Source organism: Bradyrhizobium sp. UFLA06-06, from assembly GCF_054820065.1.
In genome coordinates, this window is the sequence record NZ_JADFUD010000034.1 from 21829 (window position 1) to 48722 (window position 26894).

A 26894-nucleotide genomic window follows, 5' to 3' on the forward strand; every position below is an offset into this window, starting at 1 on the left:
TCCCTCAGTAGCCGAGATAGGATTTGCGGACGTCTTCGTTGTTCGCGATGTCCTTGGCATTGCCCGACATCACGATCCGTCCGGTTTCGATCACATAGGCCTGGTCGGCGAGTTCGAGCGCCAGCTGCGCATTCTGCTCGACCACCAGGATGGTCACCTTTTCCTCGCGATTGATCTTGCCGAGGATGCGGAACAGGTCGCGCACGATCAGCGGCGCGAGGCCGAATGACGGCTCGTCGAGCAGCATCAGGCGCGGCCGCAGCATCAGCGCGCGCGCCACCGCGAGCATCTGCTGCTCGCCGCCGGACAGCGTGCCGGCCTGCTGGGTGTAGCGCTGCTTCAGCACCGGGAAGTGCTCGTACATCCGCTCGATGTCGGCGCCGATCGCCTTCTTGTCCGGGCGGCTGATGGCGCCGAGCTGCAAGTTTTCCTCCACCGTCATGTTGGTGAAGGTGCCGCGGCCCTGCGGCACGTGGGCGATGCCGAGGCGGACTACGTTTTCGGTCGAGCGCGTGCCGATCGGCTTGCCCTCGAACTCGATCGCACCGGTCGAGCGCACCATGTTGCAGATCGCCCGCAGCGTGGTGGTCTTGCCGGCGCCGTTGGCGCCGAGCAGGGTGGTCAGCGAGCCCTCGTTGAGCGAAAAGGAGAGGCCGTGCAGGGCCTGAACCTGGCCGTAATAGGCGCGCAGGTCCTTGACGTTGAGCATCGTGGTCATTGGTCCTTGCTCCCCAGATAGGCCTTGATGACATCAGGGTCGGCCTGGACCTGGGCCGGCGTGCCTTCGGCAAGCTTGCGGCCGAAATTGAGCGCGACGACGTGGTCGGCGATCGACATCACGAGACCCATGTGATGCTCGACCAGCAGCACGGTGATCTTGCGGTCGTCGCGGATTTTGCGGATCAGGTCGCCGAGCACATAGACTTCCTCGTGATTGAGGCCGCCGGCCGGCTCGTCGAGCAGCAGGATCTTCGGGTCCGCGGCCAGGGCGCGCGCCAGTTCGACGCGCTTCTGGGTGCCGAACGGAAGTCCCGAGACCACGGTGTGGGCGACGTCCTCGAGATCGAGATAGCCGAGGATGTCGTGCACCTTCTTGTTCATGTCGGTCTCGCCGCGGCGGACCCAGGCGAGGCGCAGCGAGTCGCTGACGATGTCGCTCGAGGTGCGCGCATGCGCGCCGACGCGCACATTGTCGATCACGGACAGGTTGGGAAACAGCGCGACGTTCTGGAAGGTGCGGCCGATGCCGATCTCGGCGATCCGGTGCGGCGGGCGCGACAGGATGCTCTTGCCTTCCATCAGGATGTCGCCGGACGACGGCTGATAGAGCCGCGACAGGCAATTGAACAGCGTCGTCTTGCCGGCGCCGTTCGGCCCGATCAATCCGAGGATCTGTCCGTGGCGCATGTCGAACGACACGCCGTTCAGTGCGATGATGCCGCCGAACACGACGCTGACGTCGCGAACCGCGAGCAGGGGATCATTCCCCTGCGCGAGTTGTGCCTGCGTCATCTCGTCTCGCCCGCCGTCTTCGAGCGGTGCGAGCGGCCCTGCGATGCGTTTCGCTGGACGTGATGGAGGCTATCTGATCCCCTCGGCCAAACGTGCAACTTTCCCTCCTACTCTGGTCTTTTTGCGTTCTTCTTTTTTGGATTGCGGCGCCATTCCACCGAGCGCCTGCTCGATGTTCCTTACCATCGCCACAAGACGAGGTCCAATGTCGTTGAGCAATCTGTCTTCCGTGAAGCGGAATGCCGGCGCGCCGCAATTGAAGGCGTAAGGACCGGTTCCGTCGTTCAATCTCAATGCAACGCCGACCGCGGCGACGTCGTTCTGCCAGTCGCCTGCGGACATCGTGAAGCCGTGCTTCGCGACCGTCTCGCCGGAGCGCTCGATGCCGTCGCGCATCTTGGCCCAGCGGCTGCCGTAGTGATCGCGCAGCTCGCGCAGTAAAGCCGCACGCTCGTCGGGCGGCAATGCCCAAATATAGGCACGTCCCATCGCCGTGGTTGCGATCGGCACCCGCGAACCGACGTCGAGTTGTACGCCGAGCGCCAGGCCGTTCCGGCTCTGGCCGAAATAGATCATGCTGTGGCGGTCGCGGCCGCCGACGGCGACTGCGCCGCCGGTCGCGCGCATCACTTCTTCTCGATAGGGCTCGGACAAATGCCGAACGCCGAGATTGGCGAGCGCGGCGTAGCCGAGTGCCATCGCCGACGGCGCGAGCTGGTACTTCTCGAACTTCGGTACAGGTGTAAGGTATCCCAGCTTGGTGAGCGTGTAGGTCAGCCGGGAAATGGTTGGCTTCGGTAACTTGGTGCGGGCGGCAATCTCTTGATTGCCGAGCAGCCCGTCATTGGGTTGGAATGCGCGCAGGACGTCCAGTCCGCGGGAAAGCGCGACGACGAAATTGCGATCGGTCGCGGCTTTCTTGCTAGCGCGCTTCATCCCTATCCTTGCCCTGCCCTTGTCATGCTCGTTGACAAGGCACGTGCTTCAAAATAACCCTCCATGTCAAGATGTGGAATTAAATTTCGCAGTGCGAAATTGGTCTAATCGTAGCGGCTCAACGCAAGTCGTGCAGCTACTCAACACAAGTCCAAGAACAAGCATCCAGGGAGAGTCCCGGTGAGTGAAGTCGTCAAGCTCGAACGTCATGACAATATTGCCGTCGTCACGGTTAACAGTCCGCCTGTGAATGCGCTGAGCGCCGCGGTGCGCGGCGGCATTTTCGAGTGCATCAAGAGCGCGATCGATGACGCGCAGGTTCAGGGCATCGTGCTGACCTGCGCCGGCCGCACCTTCATCGCCGGCGCCGACATCACCGAATTCGGCAAGCCGCCGAAGCCGCCCGGGCTCGCCGAAGTGCTGAGCCTGATGGAGAGTTCGCCGAAGCCGATCGTGGCCGCGATCCACGGTACCGCGCTCGGCGGCGGCCTCGAGGTTGCGCTGGCCTGCCACTACCGTGTCGCCACCAAGGACGCCAAGCTCGGTCTGCCCGAAGTGAAGCTCGGCCTGCTGCCCGGCGCGGGCGGAACCCAGCGCCTGCCGCGCGCGGTCGGTCCCGAGCTCGCGGTCAAGATGATCGTCGGCGGCGATCCGATCGGCGCGGACGCGGCGCTGAAGGCCGGCCTGATCGAGGAGATCGTCGAGGGTCCGGCCTCGGGCGGTGAGGCATTTGCGCGCAAGGTGGTCGCCGAGAAGCGTCCGCTGCGCAAGCTGCGCGACGACGACTCTAAGCTCGCCGCGGCCAAGGCCGATCGCTCGATTTTCACCAATGCGGTCGCTGCGCTGACCAAGAAGTCGCGCGGCCTCGAGGCGCCGTTCGCCGCTGCGGACGCCGTCGGCGCCGCGATCGACCTGCCGTTCGATGAAGGCCTGAAGAAGGAGCGCGAGGGCTTCCTCAAGCTGATGAACGGCGACCAGTCCAAGGCACAGCGCTACGCGTTCTTCGCCGAGCGCGAAGCCGCCAAGATCTCCGGTGTCCCCGAGGGCACCAAGGGCCGCAACGTGGCGCGGGTCGCCATCCTCGGCGCCGGCACCATGGGCGGCGGCATCGCGATGTCGTTCGCCAATGCCGGCATCCCGGTCACCTTGATCGAGACCGGCGAGGAGCAGCTCAAGCGCGGCATGGGCATCATGCAGAAGAACTACGAGGCGACCGCCGCGCGCGGTGGCATCCCGGCGGACGCGCCCGCCAAGCGCATGGCGCTGATCAACGGCGTCGTCGGCATCGAGAACGTCGGCGACGCCGACCTTGTGATCGAGGCGGTGTTCGAGACCATGGCGGTCAAGAAGGAGGTGTTCGGCAAGCTCGACCAGTATGCCAAGCCGGGCGCGGTGCTGGCCTCCAACACCTCCTATCTCAACATCGACGAGATCGCGCAGTCGACCAAGCGTCCGCAGGACGTGCTCGGCATGCACTTCTTCTCGCCGGCCAACGTCATGAAGCTGTGCGAGATCGTGCGCGCCGACAAGACCGCGCCGGACGCGCTGGTCACCGCCGTCTCGATCGCCCGCAAGATCGCCAAGGTGCCGGCAGTGGTCGGCGTCTGCGACGGCTTCGTCGGCAACCGCATGCTGGCGCAGCGCGGCAAGCAGTCCGAGAAGCTGTTGTTCGAAGGCGCCCTGCCGCAGCAGGTCGACGCCGTGGTGACGAAGTTCGGCATGCCGATGGGCCCGTTCGCGATGGGCGATCTCGCCGGTCTCGATATCGGCTGGCGCTCGCGCAAGGACCGCGGCATCAAGTCGGAGATCGCCGACGCGCTCTGCGAAGCCGGCCGCTTCGGCCAGAAGACCGGCAAGGGCTACTACAAGTATGAGCAGGGCTCGCGCGCGGCGCTGCCCGATCCGGAGGTCGAGAAGCTGATCGACGAGACGCTGGCGCGCCTCGGTCGCAAGAAGCGCGTCGTCAGCGACGACGAGATCCTCGAGCGCATGATGTACCCGATGATCAACGAAGGCGCGAAGATCCTCGCCGAGGGCATCGCGGCGCGTCCGTCGGATATCGACGTGGTCTGGCTCTATGGCTATGGCTGGCCGATCTATCGCGGCGGTCCGATGTTCTGGGCCGACACCGTTGGCCTCAAGCACATCGCCGATCGCCTGGCCTTCTACGCCAAGGAGACCAACGATCCCTCGCTCGAGCCGGCGCCGCTGCTCAAGAAGCTCGCCGACGAGGGCAAGACCTTCGCCTCGCTCGCCGCGCCGTCGAAGGCGGCGTGATTGGCCGACTGTAACCACGTGTCATTCCGGGATGCGCCGTAAGGCGCAGACCCGGAATCTCGAGATTCCCCGATGCGCAATTGCGCATCTTAGGTTCACGCTGCGCGTGCCCCGGAATGACAGTTTCCAGAGTCTGGCATCCATGACCTATCCCGGCGAACAATATTATCCCAACGGCGTGCAGTGGAGCGACGAGATCACGCGCGGCACGCTGCCGGATCTGCTCTCGAGCGCCGCCGCCGAGTTCGGCGCGCGCCCGGTGCTCGAATTCCGCGACCGGCCGATCAGCTACGCCGAACTGGAGGCCCTGGTCGAGACCGCCGCTGCGGCCTTCATGCGGGCCGGCTACGGCAAGGGCACGTCGGTCGCGCTGTTCCTCGGCAATTCGCCTGACCATCCGATCAATTTCTTCGGCGCGCTGAAAGCCGGCGCCCGCGTCGTGCATCTGTCGCCGCTCGACGGCGAGATCGCGCTGTCGCACAAGCTGTCCGATTCCGGCGCGCGGGTGCTGGTCACCAGCAATTTGTCGGCGCTGTTGCCGACCGCGCTGAAATTCCTCGCCAAGGGTCTGCTCGATCGTCTGATCGTCTGCGAGGACGACAATTGGGGCAAGGTCGGCACGCCGCAAACCGCGCTGCCCGACAATCCTGCTGTCATCACGCATCGCCAGTTCATCGACGGCGCGACCAAGCCGTCGCAATGGCCGGCGGTCGACGTCGAGGACGTCGCGCTGCTGCAATATACCGGCGGCACCACCGGCCTGCCCAAGGGCGCCATGCTCAGCCATGGCAATCTCACCGCGGCGGTGTCGATCTACGACGTCTGGGGCAAGCCCGGGCGGCTCGAACGCAACGCGATCGAGCGCGTGATCTGCGTGCTGCCGCTGTTTCACATCTACGCACTGACCGTCGTGCTGCTGTCGGCGATCCGGCGCGGCCATCTGATCTCGCTGCACCAGCGCTTCGACGTCGAGGCCGTGATGCGCGACATCGAGGTCAAGCGCGCGACGGTGTTTCCCGGCGTGCCGACGATGTGGATCGCGATCGCCTCGCTGCCCGATCTCGACAAGCGCGATCTCTCGTCGCTGGTGGTCGCCGGCTCCGGCGGCGCGCCGCTGCCGGTGGAGGTCGCGAAGATCTTCGAGCGCCGCGTCGGCATGAAGCTGAAGAGCGGCTGGGGCATGACCGAGACCTGCTCGCCCGGCACCGGCCATCCCAAGGAGGGGCCGGAGAAACCGGGCTCGATCGGGCTGATGCTGCCCGGCATCGAGATGGACGTGGTGTCGCTGGAGGATTCCACCAGGGTGATGCCGGTCGGCGAGGTCGGTGAAATCCGCATCCGCGGTCCGAACGTCACCAAGGGCTACTGGAACAGGCCGGCGGAGACGGCGGAGGCTTTCGTCGGCGACCGCTTCCTCACCGGCGACATCGGCTACATGGACGCCGACGGCTATTTCTATCTGGTCGACCGCAAGAAGGACATGATCATCTCCGGCGGCTTCAACGTCTATCCGCAGATGATCGAGCAGGCGATCTACACCCATCCCGCCGTGCAGGAGGTGATCGTGATCGGGATTCCCGACGATTACCGCGGTGAGGCGGCAAAGGCCTTCATCAAGCTGCGCGACGGGCAGCCGGCGTTCTCGATCGACGAGCTGCGCGCGTTCCTCACCGGCAAGGTGGGCAAGCATGAACTGCCGGCGGCGGTCGAGTTCGTCGACGAGCTGCCGCGAACCCCGGTCGGCAAGCTGTCGCGTCACGAATTGCGGCAGCAGCAGCCCAGGCCTTCTCAAACCAAGACTGCTAAAACCGAGACATCTCAATCCAAACCACAGCAGACTGCATCAGGATCCCGCTCATGACCGACGCCGTTATCGTCTCCACCGCCCGCACGCCGATCGGCAAGGCCTATCGCGGCGCGCTCAACGTCACCGAAGGCGCGACCTTGCTCGGGCACGCGATCGGCGAGGCTGTGGCGCGCGCCAAGGTCGATCCGAAGGAGATCGAGGACGTGGTGATGGGCGCGGCGATGCAGCAGGGCGCGACCGGCGGCAACATCGCGCGCAAGGCGCTGCTCCGCGCCGGGCTGCCGGTGAGCGTGGCCGGCACCACGATCGACCGCCAGTGCGCTTCCGGCCTGCAGGCGATCGCGCTTGCCGCGCGCTCGGTGATCTTCGACGGCGTCGAGATCGCGGTCGGCGGCGGCGGCGAGTCGATCTCGCTGGTGCAGAACGACAAGACGAATTCCTTCCACGCCCAGGATCCGGCGCTGCTCGAGATCAAGGGCGAGGTCTACATGCCCATGATCGACACCGCCGAGATCGTCGCCAAGCGCTACAACATCTCGCGCGAGAAGCAGGACGAGTATGGGCTGGAAAGCCAGCGCCGCACCGCGGCCGCGCAGCAGGGCGGCAAGTTCAAGGACGAGCTCGCGCCGATCACCACCATGATGGCGGTCACCGACAAGGCGACCGGTGCCGTCACGATGAAGGAGGTGACGCTGTCGCAGGACGAAGGTCCGCGGCCGGAGACCACGGCCGAAGGGCTTGCCAGCCTCAAGCCGGTGCGCGGCGAGGGCTTCACCATCACCGCCGGCAATGCCAGCCAGCTTTCGGACGGCGCCAGCGCCTCCGTGATCATGAGCGACAAGGAAGCCGCCAAGCGCGGCCTGAAGCCGCTCGGCATCTTCCGCGGCTTCGTCTCCGCCGGCTGCGAGCCGGACGAGATGGGCATCGGCCCGGTGTTCGCGGTGCCGCGGCTGCTGAAGCGCCATGGCCTCAAGGTCGACGACATCGATCTCTGGGAGCTCAACGAGGCGTTCGCGGTGCAGGTGCTCTATTGCCGCGACAAGCTCGGCATCGATCCGGAGAAGATCAACGTCAATGGCGGCGCGATCTCGGTCGGCCATCCCTACGGCATGTCGGGTGCGCGGCTCACCGGCCACGCGCTGATCGAGGGCCGCCGCCGCAAGGCCAAATACGCCGTCGTCACCATGTGCGTCGGTGGCGGCATGGGCGCGGCCGGCCTGTTCGAGGTGGTGCAGTAATTCACCGTCGTCCTGGCGAAAGCCAGGACCCATACCCCGCGGCCGGGGTAAGGGGCACGGACGGCAGTCGCCTTCGCAGGACAACGAAGGCCGGTGGTAATGGGTCCTGGCTTTCGCCAGGACGACAACGAAACAAGACGTTAGGTTTCGCTCAAAAGGAGGATCCGATGGATCTCGCTTTCACCAAGGAAGAGATAGCGTTTCGCGAGGAGGTGCGGGAGTTCTTCAAGAACAACGTGCCGCCGGAGACCCGGCGCAAGCTGCAGGAAGGCCGCCATCTGTCGAAGGACGAGATGGTCACCTGGTGGCGCATCCTCAACAAGAAGGGCTGGGGCGTCACCCACTGGCCGAAGGAATATGGCGGCACCGGCTGGAGCACCGTGCAGCACTACATCTTCAACGAAGAGCTGCAATCCTACCCCGCGCCGCAGCCGCTCGCCTTCGGCGTCAGCATGGTCGGCCCGGTCATCTACACCTTCGGCAACGAGAAGCAGAAGAAGGAATATCTGCCGCGGATTGCCAATGTCGACGACTGGTGGTGCCAGGGCTTCTCGGAGCCGGGCTCGGGTTCGGACCTTGCGTCGCTGAAGACCAAGGCCGAGCGCCGTGGCGACAAGTGGATCATCAACGGCCAGAAGACCTGGACCACGCTCGCCCAGCACGCCGACATGATCTTCTGCCTCTGCCGCACGGATCCGGGCGCGAAGAAGCAGATGGGCATCTCCTTCATCGTGTTCAGCATGAAGTCGAAGGGCGTCACCGTGCGCCCGATCCAGACCATCGACGGCGGCCACGAGGTCAACGAAGTGTTCTTCGACGACGTCGAGGTGCCCTACGAGAACCTGATCGGCGAGGAGAACAAGGGCTGGGATTACGCCAAATTCCTGCTCGGCAATGAGCGCACCGGCATCGCCCGGGTCGGCGTTTCGAAGGAGCGGCTGCGCCGCATCCGCGCGCTGGCGTCCAAGGTCGAGTCCGGCGGCCGTCCTGTGATCGAGGATCCGGCGTTCCGCGAGAAGCTCACGGCCTGCGAGATCGAGCTGAAGGCGCTCGAGCTGACCCAGCTCCGCGTCGTCGCCGACGAGGGCAAGCACGGCAAGGGCAAGCCCAATCCGGCGTCCTCGGTGCTCAAGATCAAGGGCTCGGAGATCCAGCAGACCACCACCGAGCTGTTGATGGAGATCATCGGCCCGTTCGCCGCGCCCTATGACGAGCACGGCGATGCCGGCTCGAACGAGAGCATGGATTGGACCGCGCAGATCGCGCCGAGCTACTTCAACAACCGCAAGGTTTCGATCTACGGCGGCTCCAACGAGATCCAGCGCAACATCATCAGCAAGGCCGTGCTGGGGCTTTGATCCTCTCTCCCTCTCCCCGCGCTTGCGGGGAGAGGGTTGGGGTGAGGAGCATCTCTCCGAGCAACGACTGTCGAGAGACCTGTACCCCCTCACCCGGATCGCTTCGCGATCCGACCTCTCCCCGCAAGCGGGGCGAGGTGAAGAGCCCCGGTTTGAACAACGATCAGTTAGTTAAGGGAACGAACATGGATTTTGATCTGTCCGAGGAGCAGCGGCTTCTCAAGGAGAGCGTCGACGGGTTGCTGGCGGATGCCTACGACTTCGATGCGCGCAAGAAGTACATGAAGGAGAAGGGCGGCTGGAGCAAAGCGCTCTGGGGCAAGCTCGCCGAGCAGGGCCTGCTTGGTCTGCCCTTCGCGGAGACCGACGGCGGCTTCGGCGCCGGCGCGGTCGAGACCATGATCGTGATGGAAGCGCTCGGCAAGGCGCTGGTGGTCGAGCCTTATCTCGCCACCGTCGTGGTCGCCGGCGGTTTCCTGCGCCATGGCGGCTCGGCCGAGCAGAAGGCCAAGTACATTCCCGGCATCATCGACGGCAGCAAGACCTTCGGCTTTGCCCAGCTCGAGAAGAACTCGCGCTACGATCTGTTCGACGTCGTGACCACGGCCAAGAAGAAGGGGGCCGGCTGGGTGATCGACGGCGAGAAGTTCGTCGTGCTCAACGGCGAGAACGCCGACACGCTGATCGTGACCGCGCGCACCAAGGGCGGCCAGCGCGACAAGACCGGCATCGGCGTGTTCCTGGTTCCGGCGGATGCCAAGGGCGTCACCAGGAAGGGCTATCCCACCCAGGACGGCCTGCATGCGGCCGACATCACCTTCACCAATGTCGAGGTCGGTGCTGACGCTGCGATCGGCGATCCCGAGAACGGCCTGCCCCTGATCGAACGCGTCGCCGACGAAGCCCGCATTGCGCTGTGCGCCGAAGCGGTCGGCGCGATGGACGAGTCGCTGAAGGAGACCGTCGAGTACATCAAGACCCGCAAGCAGTTCGGGGTTGCGATCGGCTCGTTCCAGAGCCTGCAGCACCGTGCCGCCGACATGTTCGTGGCGCTGGAGCAGGCCCGCAGCATGTCGATGTTCGCGACCATGGCGTCGGACTTCGACGATGCCAAGGAGCGTTCTTCAGCGGTTGCCGCTGCCAAGGTGCAGGTCGGCAAGTCCTTGAAGTTCGTCGGCCAGCAGTCGATCCAGCTTCATGGCGGCATCGGCATGACCATGGAAGCCAAGATCGGCCACTACTTCAAGCGGCTGACCATGATCGAGAACACGCTCGGCGACACCGACTACCACCTCCGTCGCGTCAGCGAGGGCGGCGGGTTGTTGGCTTGAGCCATCTCCGTCATTCCGGGGCTCGCGAAGCGAGAACCCGGAATCTCGCGCCGCAACCTCTGGATTCCGGGTTCGCGACTGCGTCGCGCCCCGGAATGACGTGCAAATAACAGGGAAACAACAACAATGAAAAACACCCCGTTCGATCTCACCGGCCAGGTCGCGGTCATCACCGGCTCGAGCCGCGGCATCGGCCGCTCCTCGGCCGAGCTCCTGGCCAAACTCGGCGCCAAGATCGTGATCTCCTCGCGCAAGGCGGACGCCTGCGAGGAAGTCGCCGACGGCATCAAGAAGGCGGGCGGCGATGCGCTCGTCATCCCCTGCAACATTTCACGCCGCAACGAGGTCGAGGCGCTGGTCTCGGGCACCATCAAGCATTACGGCAAGATCGACATCCTGGTCTGCAACGCCGCGGTGAACCCGTATTACGGCCCGCTGCTCGACATCACGGACGAGGCCTTCGACAAGATCATGGGCGCCAACGTCAAGAGCAACATCTGGCTCTGCTCGCAGACCATCCCGCAGATGGCCGAGCGCGGCAAAGGCTCGGTCGTGATCATCTCCTCGATCGGCGGCCTGCGCGGCTCGACGGTGATCGGCGCCTACGGCATCTCCAAGGCGGCCGACTTCGCGCTGTGCCGCAGCCTCGCCGGCGAATGGGGGCCGAAGGGCGTGCGCGTCAATTGCGTGGCGCCCGGCCTGGTGAAGACCGATTTCGCCCGCGCGCTGTGGGAGGATCCGGACAATCTGAAGCGCCGCACCGCATCGACGCCGCTCCGCCGCATCGGCGAGCCCGACGAGATCGCCGGCGCGGTGGCCTATCTCGCTTCCGACGCCTCGACCTTCATGACCGGCCAGACCATCGTGGTCGACGGCGGCGTCACGACGGCGGCGACGTAAGCGCCGTTCCTTCGCCTCCCCGCAAGCGCAGGGCTATCGCATTTCGTGGCGGTGCCCTCGTGGCCATCCTTCGAGACGCCCGCCTTCGGCGGGCTCCTCAGGATGAGGTCTTGTTTTGCGGCACAATAGTAGACCCTCATGGTGAGGAGCGCCGCTTGCGGCGCGTCTCGAACCATGAGGCCAAGCACTTGCGCGGTCGCCAAGGGCATATGCGATAGCCCTGCCCGCAAGCGGGAGAGGGGGCGCAGCCCGCTTGGCGCTTCTACATTTGCCTCAGACCCGCTCCAGTGCCCGCTCAAAATCCTCGATCAGGTCGTCGGGATGCTCGAGCCCGGCCGAGAAGCGAATAAAACCTTCGCTGATACCGAGCTCGGCGCGGGCCTCCGGCGCCAGGCGCTGATGCGTCGTGGTCGCGGGATGCGTGACCAGGCTCTTGGCATCGCCGAGATTGTTGGAGATGCGCGAGATCTTCAGCGCGTTGAGGCAGCGGAAGGCGCCGGCCTTGCCGTCCTTCACCTCGAAGCCGACCAGCGTCGAGCCGGCGCCCATCTGCTTCTTCACCGTCTCGGCCTGCGGATGGTCGGGGCGGCCCGGATAGACCAGCCGCGTGATCTTCGGATGCCTGGCCAGCGCCTCGGCGATCTTCGCCGCGTTCTCGGTCTGGGCGCGGACGCGGACGCCGAGCGTCTCCAGCCCCTTCAGCAGCACCCAGGCGTTGAACGGCGACAGCGACGGGCCGGTCTGGCGCATGAAATTGTGGATGTGCTCGGCGATGAAGGCTTCCGACGACAGGATGACGCCGCCGAGGCAGCGGCCCTGGCCGTCGATATGCTTGGTCGCGGAATAGACCACGACGTCGGCGCCGAGCGACAGCGGGCTCTGCCAGATCGGCGTCGCGAACACATTGTCGACGATCAGCCGGGCGCCGCCGCTATGCGCGATCTCTGCGATCGCGCCGATGTCGAGCACGTCGAGCGTCGGATTGGTCGGGCTCTCCAGGAAGAAGGTCTTGGTGTTCGGCCGCAAGGCCCGCTGCCACTGGTCGAGATCGAGGCCGTCGACCAGCGTCGTCTCGATGCCGTAGCGCGGCAACAGGTCCTGCACCACGTAGAGGCAGGAGCCGAACAGGGCTTTCGAGGCCACCACATGATCGCCGGCCTTCAGCGGCGCGAGGATCGCGGTGGTCACGGCGGCCATGCCGGTCGCGGTCGAGCGCGCGGCTTCCGCGCCCTCGAGCTCGATCATGCGGCGCTCGAACATCGCAATGGTCGGGTTGGAATAGCGCGAATAGATGAAGCCGGGGTCCTGGCCCTTGAAGCGCGCCTCGCATTGCTCGGCGGTGTCGTAGACGTAGCCCTGGGTGAGAAACAGCCCTTCCGACGTCTCCCCGAATTGCGAGCGCAGGGTGCCGCCGTGGACGAGGCGGGTTTCGGGACGAAAGTGGGCGGTACCTTCAGATTCAGACATGTGACCTCCGAGGTGGCCATTTCCCCTGGAAACTGGCCACAAAAAAACCGGCCTGGAGCAACCTCCACAAGCCGGGATCACACTGTCCCCGGCCTGTTTAGCGACTTATTTAACGTGGCTGCAAGCCGGCCGGCTCAAATCACCACGGGATAAGTGCAGCTGATATTCCCTCGCGCCCTTTCCGTCAAGACGGTCATCGGATAACCCGTAAAAGCCCATATTTTGGGGCTTGATGGCCGCCTGGAGTATGATTTTTGGGCCATCTCGAGGGATCGCCGAGGGACCGCATCGTGTCGTTCACGCTGGAAGATGAATCCAACGGAATCCTGCCCGACCGCATGATCGCGGAGATGGCGGAGGCCGGCCTCATTCTGCCCGCCTATGACTTCGTCGAGAGCCAGATCCAGCCGGCCAGCCTCGATCTGCGCCTTGGCGACATCGCCTACCGGGTCCGTGCCAGCTTCCTGCCGGGGCCCGATGCCACCGTCGCCGAGCGGATCGACGAGCTGAAGCTGCACGAGATCGATCTGTCCGACGGCGCGGTGCTGGAGACCAACTGCGTCTACATCGTGCCGCTGCTGGAGAGCCTGGCGCTGCCGCCGGAAATCGTGGCCGCGGCCAACCCGAAGAGCTCGACCGGACGGCTCGACGTATTCACCCGTGTGATTGCCGACGGCACCCGCCGCTTCGACATGATCGGCGCCGGCTATCACGGCCCGCTCTATGCCGAGATCAGCCCGAAGACGTTTCCCGTGCTGCTGCGCGAGGGGTCGCGGCTCAGCCAGGTCCGCTTCCGGATCGGCGAGGCGACGTTGACCGCCGACGAGCTCGATGCGCTGCATGCCGCCGAGCGGCTTGTCGATATCGACGATGCCGATCTCTCCGATGGCGTTGCGCTTTCCGTCGATCTCTCCGGCGAGAGCTCGGGCGGCTTCGTCGGGTATCGCGCCAAGCGCCACACCGGCGTGGTCGATGTCGATCGCCGCGGCGGCTATGCGGTCGACGATTTCTGGGAGCCGATCAAGGCCCGGCCCGACGGCAGCCTCATTCTCGATCCCGGCGAGTTCTACATCCTGGCGTCGAAAGAGGCGGTGCAGGTGCCGCCGGACTACGCCGCGGAGATGGTGCCGTTCGATCCGCTGGTCGGCGAATTCCGCGTCCACTATGCCGGCTTCTTCGATCCCGGCTTCGGCTATGCCGGCGCCGGCGGCAAGGGCGCGCGCGCCGTGCTGGAGGTGCGCTCGCGCGAGGTGCCATTCATCCTCGAGCATGGCCAGATCGTCGGCCGCCTCGTCTATGAACGGATGCTCGAGCGCCCCGACGCGCTGTACGGCCAGCGCATCGGCTCGAACTATCAGGCGCAGGGCCTGAAGCTGTCGAAACATTTTCGCGTGTAGCGGAATTCCTCCGCTGTCATTCCCCGCGAAAGCGGGGAATCCAGTACGCCGCGGCTTCTCGATCGGTCACACCGGCTCTGGAATAATGGATCGCCCGATCAAGTCGGGCGATGACACCGAGTGTGTAATTCCGTTTCGCGCGCGCTTAATTCCGTAGCCCGGATGAAGCGCTAGCGAAATCCGGGAGGCTGCATACGCGCATTGAGCTGCCCCGGATTGCGCTTCGCTGCATCCGGGCTACGATTGCGCGCGCGAGGCTTCATCTCGCCAACAAGAACAGCGGGAGCGGACATGACCGGAGAGCAGGACGCGCGCGAGGCTCAGTGGCGGAAGTGGCGCTGCGTCGCCGATCTCTATCACGCCTTCTTCACCGGGCTGATCCTCACCGTCGTCACGCGGCGCGGCACCGCTGATGCCGCGGAATTCGTCTTCCGCGTGTTTCGCCGCCAGCAGCAGGAACGCTTTCTCCCCGGCTTGAAGAAGCTCGGCCTCGACGGCCTGCCGCCGGCGGTCGCGGCCGCGCAGTATCATTATCTCTCCAACTGGATCGGCGGCGTGCATGTCGAATACATGTACGAGACCGACCGCAAGGCCTGGATCCGCTATCCGCCGCCGCGCTGGATCTGGAAGGGGACGGCGATCTGCGGCGTGCCCGGCGAGGTCTCGCGCGCGATGCTGCGCGGCTGGCACGCCAACAATGGCGTCGCGCTCGGGGATTTGCGGCTCGGCTTTGTCTGCACCAAGCAGAGTGTCGACGGCCAGGACGGCCTCGAAGGCTATTACTGCGAGTACGATCATCCGCTCGAGCTCGATCAGCGCCTCGTGTTCGCGCGCCATCTCGAGGCGCCACTGTTCGATTCCAGAACCGCGCCGGCGCTGCCGGTCGACAGCTGGCCGAAGCCGCGGCTGGAAAAGGCCTATCGCAACTACGCGATGGAATATGTGAAGACGGCCGCGCCGGTCATCGTGCAGGTGTTCGGCCCCGAGGATGCGAGCTATCTGCTGCATCTCACCGGCAAGCTGATCGGCATGCAGTATTATGACGAGGTCGCGCAGGCGCTCGGCGGGAGCCGTGGCCGTGCCACGGAATTTGCCGCATTCCTGCGCACTCTCTTCGAGTCGCAGGACGATGTCGCTGACATCACCGAATCCGAGGGCCAGTTCGAAATCCGCCAGCACGGCTGGAAGCTGATGGCCGACGTCGCCGACTATCATCCGGCCTGCGCCAGCGTGCTGACGGGCCTGTTCGAAGGGCTGGCCGCCGGCTGCGGGCGGCATATTCCGGTGCATCTGAAGCCGAATGGTGCCGCCGGCGCACCGTTCGTGTGGTCGATCGGCTAGCGCCAAGGTTCATCCGGGTTCACCTGCAATCGCGCAGGCCCCCCTTGCGCTCCGCGCACGTGGAATCCGCTGCTGCCATGGTAGGGAAACACCATGGCGCGGCTCCCCAGATCGCGCGTGGGAGTAGAAATGTCCGATCTCGGCCTCGCCGAAATTCCTGTCGACGAACAAGAGCGGCCGCTGCCGCCGCCGGTGACCAAGCCGGTGCGCAATGCGCTGCTCGACGGGCCGATCCTGCGCACGCTGTTGTGGCTCGCCTGGCCGAACGTGATCGCGCTCTCCGCCGGCACCTGCGTCGTCATCGCGGAGACTTCGTATATCGGCCGGCTCGGCGTCGAGTCGCTTGCGGCGATGGCGCTGGTGTTTCCCTGCGTGATCCTCACCATGACGATGTCCGGCGGCGCGATGGGCGGCGGCGTCGCATCCGCGATCGCGCGTGCGCTCGGTGCCGGCGAGATCGAGCGCGCCTCGACGCTGGCGATGCATGCGCTGCTGATCGGCCTGACCTTTGGTTTGACGTTCATGCTGGGCATGCTGATCTTCGGTCCGCGCCTGCTCGAATTGCTCGGCGGCCGCGGCAATGTGCTGGCGCAGGCGATCGCCTATTCGCAGGTGTTCTTCGGTGGCGCGATCCTGCCCTGGCTGATGAACACCATGGCCGGCATCCTGCGCGGCACCGGCAACATGAAGCTGCCGTCGACCATGATCCTGTCGTCGGCGGTGTGGCAGATCATTCTGGGCGGCACGCTCGGGCTCGGGCTCGGCCCGGTGCCGCAATTCGGCATGCGCGGTGTCGCCGCGGGTTCGCTGATCGCCTATTCGATCAGCATCAGCGTGATGGGCTGGTATCTGTTCTCGGGCCGCGCGCGCGTGAAGCCGAAGCTCAAGGGGCTGCGCGTGCAATGGGCGATGTTCATCGACATCCTCAAGGTCGGCGCAGTGTCCTGCTTCTCGCCGCTGCAATCGGTTCTGACGATCTCGATCTTCACCCACATGCTGGCGCAGTTCGGCACCGCGGTGCTCGCCGGCTACGGCATCGGCGCGCGGCTCGAATTCATGCTGACCTCGGTTGCTTTCGCGGTCGGCATCGCCTCGGTGCCGATGATCGGCATGGCGGTCGGCGCCGAGCGCGTCGCGCGGGCCCGGCGCATCGCCTGGACCGCGGGCACGGTGTCGTTCCTTGCGGTCGGCGTGGTCGGCAGCTTCATCGCCGTCTTCCCCGACCTCTGGGTCAATCTGTTCACCAACGATCCGCATGTGCGGGCGACCAGCCATCAATATCTCTCGACCGCCGCGCCGATGTACGCGTTCATCGGCCTTGCGATGTCGATGTATTTCTCCTCGCAGGGTGCCGCGAAGGTGCTGGGTCCGGTGCTGGCGCAGACCGCGCGGCTCATCTTCATCGGCGCCGGCGGCTGGTGGCTGTCGACGCATGACGCGAGCGCGCAGAACTTCTTCTCACTCGCCGCCGCCTCGATGGGGGTGCTCGGCGTGCTGTCCTGCCTCAGCGTAATCCTGACGCGCTGGGGCAAATCAGCGCCGGTCGCCGAGGCGCAGCCGGCGCTGTCGTAGATACTAAACCCGTCATCCTGAGGAGCCGCGAAGCGGCGTCTCGAAGGATCGACGGCCCCGGTGCTTCGGCGTCCGCTCGTAGAAACAGCGGGGCTGTCGCCCTTCGAGACGGTCGCTTCGCGACCTCCTCCAGCGACAAAGGCGAAGCCTTTGCGCGGGGGTGACGGTCATAGTTCGAAATGCGCGGCCAGTCGCATGACCTAGCGGGTCACGCCGCGCTCTTCTCCCTGGCCGATTTGGCCATCGCGGCTTGCATCGCCGCTGCGCCGAGGTCCATCTGCGCGTCCATGTAGGGCGCGACCTCGTGCGGCAGCACGTCGGCGATCCACACCACGCGGCAGCGCGTGTCGCCCTCGGCGAACACCTGCACCGAGGCGGAATGCTGCTTCAATCGTTCGCTGGTGATCGCATAGACCAGCCGCTTTCGGTTGTCGTCGCAATCGACCAGCGTCTCGCGCGCCACGGTGCCGTTGGCGAAAGTGACGGTGCGGACGTCGCCGTCGAGTTGCGTGTCGGTCACGAAGCCCGGCACCAGCCGCGTATGCAGCGCGCCGAAATCGCACAGCGCGTCCCAGACATGATCAGCCGGCGCGTCGATCGGGATATTCTTGTGAATGGAAGCCATCGTTCAATCCTCCTTGGTTTCAGACGTGTCGTCATTGCGAGGAGCGAAGCGACGAAGCAATCCACGCCGCAGCAGGCGGAACCATGGATTGCTTCGCTCCGCTCGCAATGACGGCGGAGTTCGTGGTGTGCACCTACGTGGCCACCGCCTCGACATTGTTGCCGTCGGGATCGAGCAGGAACGCCGCGTAATAGGTCGGGCTGTAGTCCTTGCGATGGCCCGCCGCGCCGTTGTCCTTGCCGCCGGCTTTCAGGCCTGCGGTGTGGAATGTCTTGATCGCGTCGTGGCTCGGCGCGCGGAACGCAACATGCGTTCCGCCTTGGGCCTTGCCCTTGTGCAAATGCAGCCAGAGCGCGGGCTCGCCCTTCGGGCCGAAGCCGGCGCCGCTGTCGTCGCGCGAGCAGAGCACGAAGCCGAGCGGCGCCAGCACCGCGGTGTAGAAGCGCACGCTGGCGTCGAGGTCTGCAACGCGCAATCCGATATGGTCGTACATAAGGAAATCTCCAGTCGTTGGGCGCATCGAAAGACGCGCGGACTGGAGCAGCCTAGCTATTGCAGCGCGAGACGTTCTTGGAAAATCTTGCGGTCGCCACGCGAGGCCTGGCGGAACTTCAGCGGCGAGGCGCCGGCGGCGCGGTGGAAGCTGCGCACGAAATTGGACAGGTCGCCGAAGCCGACGTCATAGGCGATGTCCGTGATCGGACTGTCGTCATCGGCGAGTCGCCGCGCCGCATGGCGCAGCCGCGAGCGCACGAGATATTGATGCGGGGTGACGCCGAGCACCGCGGAAAACAGCCGCAGGAAATGGAAGGTGCTCAACCCGGCGTGTTCCGCGGCATCGTCGAGGTCGATCTGATGCTGTGAATTGGCGTCGATCCACAGCGCGGCCTCGACGGCGCGGCGGCGATCGCGCAAGCCTGCGGTGAGGGGCTTCGTCTCGCGGTCGGACACCAGCTCGACAAGGCGGCTGGTGAGGAGGTGGCCGATCTCGTCGAGACCGACGTCGCTGTTGCCATCTGCCGCCGTTTGCGCAAGCTCGCCGATCACCATCAGTTCCGGCAGCGGCGGCACCGACCCGACCTGCCAGACCGCCGCGCGGTCGCCGATGGTCTCGACCAGCTCCGGGTCCAGGAAGAACGACAGGCATTCGTCGCCGACCACGTGGTCGTGCGTGCAGGTGTATTCATCGCCGGGATGGCCGACCAGGATCGAGCCTGCCACCAGCTCATGGAAGCGGCCGCGGCAATGGCAGCCGAAGCTGCCGCTGCGCACATAGGACACCGAGTGGGAGGCGAACTGCTCGGCGAACGGCTTGTCGCCGGGTTCCGCCGTGCAGCGGAACTCGTTCACCGTGATGCGATCGCGCTGCAGCAGCGTGGTTCGGACCATACCTGGGATTTAAGCTTGCGGCCGGAGTCGTGCAACGGGCAGCAGCACATCAAAAAGGGTCTTGTTGGTGGTCGGCTGGGCGCCCTCGATCGCGACAGCGACCTCCACGGGAGGGCGCATCTCGCGCGCATCCGGATAAAGCTTGAATAGCCGCTTGCGGGTCTCGATCTCGCGCAGCTCGGGAAGCTGCACGCCGGCCACGCCGAGCTCACCCCACGCGATACCGCATCGGCCGATCGCCGTGTCGAAAATGGTGTACCCACGCCCCGCCATGACGCCACCAGCCCCCATGCGCGCGATCTTAACATCGTCGCCGGCGTGCGCATCTTGAATCTTGACGTTTAGCTAACCATGTCGCGGCCCGTTCTGTGTGACCCCGCCAATTACCAGTCACGCATCTTAAACGCTTTGCCCGCTATCTGGTCGTCAGCATGCTGCTCCACGGTACGATCGGCGGAACGATGACCAGCACCGGCGCGGATATCGCGCGCGGCAGCACAGCCGCGGCCGGGACATCGGCCGGGCGTCGTCATCCGCTGTTCGCATTGCTGTTGCTGGCGTTGGTCCTGCGCCTTGCGGCCGCGCTCTGGCCCAACGTGATGTATCCGGACGAGATCTTTCAATATCTCGAGCCGGCGTGGCGAATGCTCGGCCATGACGGCATTTTGACGTGGGAGTGGCGCGAAGGCATTCGCGGGTGGCTCCTGCCGACATTGCTGGCCGGGCCGGTCGCGGTGGGCGGCTTGATTGCGCCGGGCGGTGAGGGCGCTTTCCTGGTGCCGCGCCTGGTCGCCGCAACAGCGTCGCTGTCGATCGTGGTCAGCGCCTGGTACTTCGGTGCACGCATCTCGCGAACCCATGCCATCGTCGCGGCGTTCGCGGCTGCGGTCTGGTTCGAGTTGATCCTGCTCGCGCCGCACACATTGGGCGAGCCGTTGGCGACGGCGCTGATCGTGCCGGCGGCGCTGCTGGTGACCGGTCGTCCGTCGCAGCGGCATCTCGCGATCGGCGGCGCGTTGCTCGCGTTCGCCTTTGTCTGCCGCTTCCAGTACGCGCCGGCCATCGCCGTGCTGGCGCTCGGCGCTTGCTGGATGCGTTGGCGAAACCTGATTGCGCTGATCGCGGGCGGTCTCGCCGCGCTGATGCTCTCCGCCGCGATCGACCTTGCGCATGGCGCCGTGCCGTTCGCCTGGCTGATCGGCAACATCAAGGAAAACCTGCTGCACGATCGCGCGACCGAGTTTGGCGTGACGCCGCCTTCGGCCTATCTCGTCAACTTCCTGATCGTGTGGTCGGCGGCGATCGTATTGCCGCTCGCTGCGATCTGGCGCGGCGCGCGCCATGCGCCGCTGCTGCTGGCCGTGGCGTTGGTCAACCTCGTCTTCCACAGCCTGATCGCGCACAAGGAATACCGCTTCGTCTTCCTGTCGGTGGTGCTGTTCATCATTGTCGCGGCGCTGGGATCGGCCGATTGGGTGCAGTGGCTGCGCGCAAAACCCGGCTGGCGCCGCTGGGCATTGCCGATCGTCACCGCCGGCTGGGCCTTGCTCTCGGTGACGCTCGCCGGCGCCAGCGAGGGGATGCGCGACTACTGGACGCGCGGTGTAGGCGCGGCGCGGCTCGCCGCCGAACTGCGCAGCGATCCGCAGCTGTGCGGCCTCGCACTTTACAATGTCCGTTTCCAGCTGTTGCCGGGGCGGGAACGATTGGTGGGGACGGCGCCGCTCTATGCGCTCGAGCCCGCCGATCCACTCGCCGAGCTGATCCTGCCGCCGCTGTTGCAGGCGACCAAGCCGGCCTTCAACCGCATCCTCGCGCGGCCCGCGGCCGCCGGTGATCTGCCGGCGGATTATTCAAGGCAAAGCTGTGCCCGCGTCGGCATCGCCGATGCCTGCATCTACGCACGAAGCGGCAGCTGCGACGCATCCGCCGCCGCGACTTTTGTCATCAATGACGTGCTCGTGAGGATGGGCCACTAGCGGGCGGTGCGGCGATCGGCGCCAATGCGCGCTTGATCCGCTGCCTCCGCCCGGGCTATGGTCCGGCCGGTCGCACCCGTGAGGTGCGACCTCAAGCAATTGAGATCGCGGGCGTAGTTCAATGGTAGAACGGCAGCTTCCCAAGCTGCATACGAGGGTTCGATTCCCTTCGCCCGCTCCAGCCTTCAGGCGAATGTCGCAGGACAGTTTGTCGGCAAGGCAATGTATTTGACGACAGCAGGAGACGTGACGTGAGGTTGCTTGGAGCGCTGCTGCTTGCGCTGGGCGTGCTTTGGATGACGAGGCCGGCATCCGCGCAAATGTATGATCCGCGCTATCCCGTCTGCATGCATGTTTACGGTGAGTTGGTCGGCGAACGCATGGACTGCATCTTCACGTCGCTGGATCAGTGCCAGGCCAGCGCTGTGGGCATGCCGGCGACCTGTCTGGTGAACCCCTATTATGCGCCGAGGTCGGCGCGTCCTTACCGGCCTGAACGATGACCTTTCCGCTCGTATTGGCGAGCGTCATTTGAGATCAGTGCATGGCATGGTGGTACTTCGCGCTCTTTGCGATCGTTCTGGTCGGATGTTGTGCATTGGTGGTCCGCGCCCGTCGCGGCAGCAATGCGAGAGAAGACGAGGAGCTGAACCGGCGGATTGACGAGCGCGTCGATCGGCTCGATCTCCCCCGGCGCAATCGCGACAGGGATTCCTGATCCAGGCGATCCGCAGACGGCCTTCGCTATTATCCCGGGATATTACGGCGATCTGTTCACGCAACGTGCGCGCCTAACGAACCGTACTCGACCTGTTCTTCTCACAACGCGCAGTTATGTTTCCGTAGTTCTCCGCGTTTGAGAACGAAGTTCCACCGGAACGATGTCGCGGGTTCCGGCATTGGTCGAACAGAGCCGACCGACCTCCGGCGAGAACGGTCGGTTCAAGCCCGCGCCGGGCCGTTCCCTCTCAACAGCCCCCTAGAAGACGGCCGGCGCGGGTCCTGATCCCGGTTCTGCCCGATGTGACGAGCGTGCGCCGGCCGAGTATCGTTGACGTTCGCGATGGATTTAGCGCCAGCCCAAAGCGGGCGCGATCTGGGTCAGGATCGTCTCGATCACATGCATGTTGTAGGTGACGCCGAGTTGATTGGGGACGGTCAGGAGCAAGGTATCGGCCTCCGCGATCGCTTCATCGGTCTTGAGCTGCTCGATCAGCCTGTCCGGCTCGGCGGCGTAGCCGCGGCCGAAGATCGCGCGCGTCCTCTCGTCGATGAAGCCGATCTGGTCTTCCTCCTGCCCGTTGCCGAAATAGGCGCGGTCGCGATCGTCGACCAGCGCGAAGATGCTGCGGCTCACCGAGACCCGCGGCTCGCGCGTGTGCCCGGCCTCCTTCCAGGCGGCGCGATAGGCCCGGATCTGGGCGGCCTGCTGGATATGGAAAGCCTCTCCGGTCTCGTCGCTCTTCAGCGTCGAGCTCTGCAGGTTCATCCCGTGCTTCGCCGCCCACACCGCGGTGGCGTTCGAGCCGGCGCCCCACCAGATGCGCTCGCGCAGGCCTTCCGAGAGCGGCTCGAGCCGCAGCAGGCCGGGAGGATTGGGAAACATCGGCCGTGGATTGGGCTGCGCAAATCCCTGGCCGCGCAGCATGTCGAGGAAGATCTCGGCGTGACGCCGGCCCATGTCGGCGTCGGTTTCGCCCTCGCCCGGCTGATAGCCGAAATAGCGCCAGCCATCGATCACCTGCTCGGGCGAGCCGCGGCTGATGCCGAGCTGCAGGCGTCCCCTCGCGATCAGGTCTGCCGCGCCGGCGTCCTCGATCATGTAGAGCGGATTTTCGTAGCGCATGTCGATCACGGCGGTGCCGATTTCGATCCGGCTGGTCCTGGCGCCGACCGCCGCCAGCAGCGGGAACGGCGAGGCCAGCTGGCGCGCGAAGTGATGGACGCGAAAATACGCGCCGTCCGCGCCGAGCTCTTCGGCGGCGACCGCGAGGTCGATGGATTGCAGCAGCACATCCGCGGCCGAGCGGGCCTGCGACTGCGGCGAGGGCGTCCAGTGCCCGAACGAAAGGAATCCGATTTTCTTCATGCCGGCAATGTAGGGATGTCCGCGACGAATTGCGATCCGCGATGTGACCCGGGGATGACCGAAAGTTTTTGCCAGCCGGGAGATTTTTCTGCGGCAGATGTTGCGGGTTTTGCGCGCCGTTGCGCAAGTGCTGCATGCGTGCAGGTCTTGCCGCCTGCGCCGCGGCATGACTTGCGATCTCGGGGCGCGCCGCCTAGCTTTCCGCCACGATTTCTCCCGCCAACTCCTTCCCGCAGGTCCCGATGTCGCAGCCGCTTCTGTTTCAGCCGATCACGCTTCGCGGCGTGACCTCCCGAAACCGCATCCTGATCTCGCCGATGTGCCAGTATTCGGCAACCGACGGCTTGGCCAATGACTGGCATCTCGTGCATCTCGGCAAGTTCGCCCAGGGCGGCGCCGGGCTCGTGATGGTCGAGGCCGCGGCGGTGACCGCGGAGGGCCGCATCACCCATGGCGACGTCGGCATCTGGAGCGACGAGCAGATCGCGCCGCTCGAACGTATCGCCGCGTTCCTCAAGGACAATGGCGCCGTGCCCTCGATCCAGCTCGCGCATGCCGGCCGCAAGGCCAGCATGCAGCGTCCCTGGTACGGCAATGCCGCTCTCGATGCGGCCGATCGTGCCCGCGGCGATCTGCCGTGGCGCACGGTGGCGCCGAGCGCGATCCCGATGGAAGAAGGCTGGTTGATGCCGCACGCGCTCGACGCGGCCGAACTTGCCGCGCTGCGCGAGCAATGGCGGCGCGCCGCCTTGCGCGCGGTCGAGGCCGGCTTCGAATTCGTCGAGGTGCATTGCGCGCATGGCTATCTGCTGCACGAATTCCTCTCGCCATTGTCGAACCGCCGCACCGATGCCTATGGCGGCGATCGCGCCGGGCGGATGCGTTATCCGCTCGAGATCATCGAGACCGTGCGCGCGGCCTGGCCGGCGGAGCGGCCGCTGTCGGTGCGGATTTCCTCTGTCGACGGTATCGACGGCGGCCTGACGCTCGAAGACCAGGTCGCGTTCGCCCGCGAAGCCAGGGCGCGCGGTGTCGATTTGATCGATTGCTCGTCGGGCGGCCTGCTCGGCTCGGCGACCGCGGCGCGGATTCCGCGCGGCTACGGCTTTCAGGTGCCCTATGCCGATGAGATCCGCCGCGCCGCCGACGTTGCGACCATCGCGGTCGGCCTCATCCTGCATCCGCAGCAGGCCGAAGACGTCCTCGCCAAAGGCCATGCCGATCTGGTCGCGATCGGCCGCGAGGCGCTGTTCGATCCGAACTGGCCGCTGCATGCCGAGCTTGCGCTCGGCGGTGGAGGCGGCGAGGTGTTCGCGTCCTGGCCGAAGCAGTATGGTTGGTGGCTGGAGCGGCGCGAGCCGGGCCTGCGCAGGCTCGATGGCCCGCCGCTGCCGTTCCGCCAGAGCTGACAAGAAAATCCGACAGGAACCTGGGAGGTCGTTATCATGACGTCAGTCGCAAAGCGCCCCTATCGCGGCGTCTTCCCCGTGGCGCCGACCATTTTCGACGCCAACGGCAATCTCGACCTCGATGGACAGCGGCGCTGCGTCGACTTCATGATCGACGCCGGCTCGCACGGCATCTGCATCCTCGCCAATTTCTCCGAGCAGTTCGTGCTGACCGACGCCGAGCGCGAGACCGTGATGCATGCGGTGCTCGAGCATGTCGCCGGCCGCATTCCCGTCATCGTCACCACGACGCATTTCTCCTCGGCGGTCTGCGCTGAGCGCAGCCGCCAGGCGGAAGCCGCCGGCGCCGCGATGGTGATGGTGATGCCGCCCTATCACGGCGCGACCTTCCGCGTCGGCGAGCCGGGCATCTATGAGTTTTATCGGGTCGTGTCGGATGCCATCAACATCCCGATCATGATCCAGGACGCGCCGGTCGCGGGCACGCCGCTGTCGGTCGACTTCCTGGCGCGGATGGCGAAGGAGCTCGCCAATGTCAGGTACTTCAAGATCGAGGTGCCGATGGCCGCGAGCAAGCTGCGCGGTCTGATCGAGAAGGGCGGCGCCGAGATCGAGGGGCCGTGGGACGGCGAGGAGGCGATCACGCTGATGGCCGATCTCGATGCCGGCGCCACCGGTGCGATGACCGGCGGCGGCTATCCCGACGGCATCCGCCAGATCATGGATCCGTTCCTTGCAGGCCGGCGCGACGAGGCGGTGCGGGCCTATGCGCGCTGGCTGCCGCTGATCAACTACGAGAACCGGCAATGCGGGCTGCAGGCCTGCAAGGTGCTGATGCGCGAAGGCGGCGTCATCAAGTCCGATGCGGTGCGCCATCCGCTGCAACCGCTGCATCCTGCAACCCGCGCGGGGCTGATCGAGATCGCGCGGACACTCGATCCGGTCGTGCTGCGATGGGGACGGTAACGGGGGCTACGCGTCCCACGTCACCGGCAAATCCAGGAGGCCGCGGAACGCCCAGCCGCCGATCCGCGCCGGCTTGTGCTCGATCAGGCGCAAATTCTTCAGCCGGTTGAAGATCGCGGGCAGCGCGACGTCGGCGACCATGGCGCGCGAGGCCCAGGCGCCGGCACAGAAATGCGGACCGGCACCGAACGCGATGCTCTTGCCGGCGTCGCGGCGCACATCGAACGCGTCGGGCTTGTCGAAGTGTTTCTCGTCGCGGTTCGCCGAGCCGAACATCAGGAACACGCGCTCATTGGTCTCGAATGCGACCTCCCTGATGGTCCAGGGCTTTGCGATCCGCCGCGGCGACATCCCGATCGGCGAGATCCAGCGCGCATATTCCTCGAACACCTGCAGCCACGGGATCGTGCCGCTCGTCGCCAGCGCAAGCTGGTCGGGATGGGTCAGCAGCGCCCATACCGTGCCGGCGATCGCATCGCGCGGCTCGTTCTGGCCGCCCGAGATCGCAAGCTTGATATTGGCGCGCACGCTCTCCATCGGCATGTCGGTCTGCAGCATCACGCCGAGCAGGCTGAGGTCGGGCGTCTTGCGCAGCCCAGGGACCATGTCGTCGATCGCGGCATCGATGCCCGAGGTCGCCGCATGGCAGCGCGCTTCGATCGCGGGATCGCCGACATAATTGGCGATGCCGTCGATCATGCCCTGCGACCACGCGTTCATGTCCTGAAAGCGCATATTGGTGAGGCCGGTGATCGACTTCAGGCATTCGGCCGAGAACGGCAGCGCGAAGGCCTGCACGAAATCGACCACGCCGTCCGGGTTGAGTTCGTCGAGGATGCGCGTCGCGTGTGCTGCGAACTGCGCGGTCCAGTGCGATCTGACGGTTTTGGGCGAGATCGCCGGAAAGATCGCCTTGCGCTCGTTCATGTGCGCATCGCCGTCCTTGCGCATCATGTTGTGGCCCATCAGTTTGTTCATCAGCCCTTCGGGCTGGTGCGACGAGAACACGTCGATCTGCTTCTCGGAGATGAAGATGTCGTCGCGGCTGCACAGCAGCGTGCTGCCGAGCTGCGGCACGAAGGCGATCGGCGCCTTCTTGCGCATGCGCGCCAGCGCCGGATAGGGATCCTGCCAGAAGGCGGGGACGTCGATGTCGAAATGGGGCGCGGTGCTCACGACGTGATCTCGGTTTGGCCTCAGGTTTTCGGGCCGAGCATAGGCCGGCGGGCGCCGCCGGTCTGTCCCCACCGTTGGGGACAGCGGGGGCGGGGTAGGGCAATCGCATATGACGCTTCGGCGGC

At 65.6% G+C, this 26894-nt stretch carries 22 protein-coding genes, 1 tRNA gene, 1 pseudogene and 1 riboswitch; of the genes and pseudogenes, 14 read left to right on the forward strand and 10 right to left on the reverse strand.

Going from position 1 to position 26894, the window contains the following annotated elements; genetic code table 11:
• Positions 1–4: 4 nt before the first annotated feature.
• The 3 genes from IF803_RS26100 to IF803_RS26110 all read right to left on the reverse strand — a co-directional run bounded on the left by IF803_RS26100 (position 5) and on the right by IF803_RS26110 (position 2448).
• Entirely contained in the window at positions 5–718 is a 714-nt protein-coding gene (locus tag IF803_RS26100) for an ABC transporter ATP-binding protein (RefSeq protein WP_038384532.1), read from the reverse strand.
• Positions 715–1512 (reverse strand): ABC transporter ATP-binding protein, encoded by a 798-nt coding sequence (locus IF803_RS26105; RefSeq protein WP_016847575.1) that lies wholly within the window; start codon positions 1510–1512, stop codon positions 715–717. Before IF803_RS26105 ends, IF803_RS26100 begins: the two co-directional genes overlap by 4 nt.
• 69 nt (positions 1513–1581) lie before the next feature.
• Complete coding sequence (locus IF803_RS26110) at positions 1582–2448, reverse strand: IclR family transcriptional regulator (RefSeq protein WP_018269093.1); 867 nt, start codon at positions 2446–2448, stop codon at positions 1582–1584.
• A 180-nt stretch (positions 2449–2628) separates the two neighbouring features.
• Here IF803_RS26110 and IF803_RS26115 point away from each other — a divergent pair, with 180 nt between their 5' ends.
• From IF803_RS26115 to IF803_RS26140, 6 genes are all read left to right on the forward strand, one after another.
• Positions 2629–4725 (forward strand): 3-hydroxyacyl-CoA dehydrogenase NAD-binding domain-containing protein, encoded by a 2097-nt coding sequence (locus IF803_RS26115; protein ID WP_304497530.1) that lies wholly within the window; start codon positions 2629–2631, stop codon positions 4723–4725.
• A gap of 142 nt (positions 4726–4867) precedes the next feature.
• Positions 4868–6586, forward strand: a complete 1719-nt coding sequence (gene pimA, locus IF803_RS26120; protein WP_461193983.1) for a dicarboxylate--CoA ligase PimA — start codon at positions 4868–4870, stop codon at positions 6584–6586.
• Positions 6583–7770 carry an acetyl-CoA C-acyltransferase gene (locus tag IF803_RS26125; RefSeq protein ID WP_461193985.1) on the forward strand — a complete coding sequence of 396 codons (1188 nt, stop codon included), beginning with the start codon at positions 6583–6585 and terminating at the stop codon, positions 7768–7770. The genes pimA and IF803_RS26125 overlap by 4 nt, the downstream gene beginning before the upstream one ends.
• A gap of 167 nt (positions 7771–7937) precedes the next feature.
• On the forward strand, positions 7938–9128 hold the full coding sequence (gene pimC, locus IF803_RS26130; RefSeq protein ID WP_461193987.1) for a pimeloyl-CoA dehydrogenase large subunit: 1191 nt from the start codon (positions 7938–7940) through the stop codon (positions 9126–9128).
• 185 nt (positions 9129–9313) lie between these two features.
• Positions 9314–10459, forward strand: a complete 1146-nt coding sequence (pimD, locus tag IF803_RS26135; protein ID WP_028339065.1) for a pimeloyl-CoA dehydrogenase small subunit — start codon at positions 9314–9316, stop codon at positions 10457–10459.
• A gap of 126 nt (positions 10460–10585) precedes the next feature.
• Positions 10586–11359, forward strand: coding sequence for an SDR family NAD(P)-dependent oxidoreductase (locus IF803_RS26140; RefSeq protein WP_461193989.1), 774 nt, complete (start codon positions 10586–10588; stop codon positions 11357–11359).
• A gap of 273 nt (positions 11360–11632) precedes the next feature.
• On the opposite strand, the gene IF803_RS26145 is transcribed toward IF803_RS26140, so the two are convergent.
• Positions 11633–12826: an O-succinylhomoserine sulfhydrylase gene (locus tag IF803_RS26145; protein ID WP_461193991.1), complete on the reverse strand. Its 1194-nt coding sequence runs from the start codon at positions 12824–12826 to the stop codon at positions 11633–11635.
• Between the two features lie 76 nt (positions 12827–12902).
• Positions 12903–12982: riboswitch (SAM riboswitch) on the reverse strand.
• Positions 12983–13116: 134 nt separating this feature from the next.
• Here IF803_RS26145 and IF803_RS26150 point away from each other — a divergent pair.
• From IF803_RS26150 to IF803_RS26160, 3 genes are all read left to right on the forward strand, one after another.
• A complete protein-coding gene (locus tag IF803_RS26150) occupies positions 13117–14223 on the forward strand; it encodes a 2'-deoxycytidine 5'-triphosphate deaminase (RefSeq protein ID WP_028339061.1) in 1107 nt (368 codons plus the stop codon).
• A gap of 291 nt (positions 14224–14514) precedes the next feature.
• Positions 14515–15564: a hypothetical protein gene (locus tag IF803_RS26155; protein WP_461193993.1), complete on the forward strand. Its 1050-nt coding sequence runs from the start codon at positions 14515–14517 to the stop codon at positions 15562–15564.
• A 129-nt stretch (positions 15565–15693) separates the two neighbouring features.
• Complete coding sequence (locus IF803_RS26160; RefSeq protein ID WP_461193995.1) at positions 15694–17136, forward strand: MATE family efflux transporter; 1443 nt, start codon at positions 15694–15696, stop codon at positions 17134–17136.
• A 208-nt stretch (positions 17137–17344) separates the two neighbouring features.
• On the opposite strand, the gene IF803_RS26165 is transcribed toward IF803_RS26160, so the two are convergent.
• The 4 genes and pseudogenes from IF803_RS26165 to IF803_RS26180 all read right to left on the reverse strand — a co-directional run.
• Entirely contained in the window at positions 17345–17761 is a 417-nt protein-coding gene (locus IF803_RS26165; RefSeq protein ID WP_461193997.1) for an SRPBCC family protein, read from the reverse strand.
• A 133-nt stretch (positions 17762–17894) separates the two neighbouring features.
• Positions 17895–18254, reverse strand: coding sequence for a VOC family protein (locus IF803_RS26170; protein WP_411784235.1), 360 nt, complete (start codon positions 18252–18254; stop codon positions 17895–17897).
• A gap of 56 nt (positions 18255–18310) precedes the next feature.
• A complete protein-coding gene (locus tag IF803_RS26175) occupies positions 18311–19150 on the reverse strand; it encodes a helix-turn-helix transcriptional regulator (protein ID WP_461193999.1) in 840 nt (279 codons plus the stop codon).
• Positions 19151–19231: 81 nt separating this feature from the next.
• Positions 19232–19423 (reverse strand): annotated as a pseudogene (locus IF803_RS26180) (methylated-DNA--[protein]-cysteine S-methyltransferase); the annotation flags it as partial.
• 158 nt (positions 19424–19581) lie between these two features.
• Here IF803_RS26180 and IF803_RS26185 point away from each other — a divergent pair.
• The 3 genes from IF803_RS26185 to IF803_RS26195 all read left to right on the forward strand — a co-directional run bounded on the left by IF803_RS26185 (position 19582) and on the right by IF803_RS26195 (position 21632).
• A complete protein-coding gene (locus tag IF803_RS26185) occupies positions 19582–21129 on the forward strand; it encodes a glycosyltransferase family protein (protein WP_461194000.1) in 1548 nt (515 codons plus the stop codon).
• A 107-nt stretch (positions 21130–21236) separates the two neighbouring features.
• Positions 21237–21310: transfer RNA gene (locus IF803_RS26190), tRNA-Gly, on the forward strand.
• Positions 21311–21380: 70 nt separating this feature from the next.
• Positions 21381–21632: a DUF3551 domain-containing protein gene (locus IF803_RS26195; RefSeq protein WP_028339053.1), complete on the forward strand. Its 252-nt coding sequence runs from the start codon at positions 21381–21383 to the stop codon at positions 21630–21632.
• A 566-nt stretch (positions 21633–22198) separates the two neighbouring features.
• Here IF803_RS26195 and IF803_RS26200 read toward each other — a convergent pair.
• Complete coding sequence (locus tag IF803_RS26200) at positions 22199–23218, reverse strand: LLM class flavin-dependent oxidoreductase (RefSeq protein WP_461194002.1); 1020 nt, start codon at positions 23216–23218, stop codon at positions 22199–22201.
• Between the two features lie 242 nt (positions 23219–23460).
• Between IF803_RS26200 and IF803_RS26205 the strand changes: the two genes are divergently transcribed.
• Both IF803_RS26205 and IF803_RS26210 read left to right on the forward strand, forming a co-directional pair.
• Positions 23461–24627, forward strand: a complete 1167-nt coding sequence (locus IF803_RS26205) for an NADH:flavin oxidoreductase/NADH oxidase (RefSeq protein WP_461194004.1) — start codon at positions 23461–23463, stop codon at positions 24625–24627.
• Positions 24628–24663: 36 nt separating this feature from the next.
• Positions 24664–25593, forward strand: coding sequence for a dihydrodipicolinate synthase family protein (locus IF803_RS26210; RefSeq protein WP_461194005.1), 930 nt, complete (start codon positions 24664–24666; stop codon positions 25591–25593).
• Between the two features lie 6 nt (positions 25594–25599).
• On the opposite strand, the gene IF803_RS26215 is transcribed toward IF803_RS26210, so the two are convergent.
• The gene (locus IF803_RS26215) at positions 25600–26769 is read right to left on the reverse strand and encodes a cytochrome P450 (RefSeq protein ID WP_461194007.1); all 1170 of its coding nucleotides are present in this window, start codon (positions 26767–26769) and stop codon (positions 25600–25602) included.
• Positions 26770–26894: the final 125 nt, after the last annotated feature.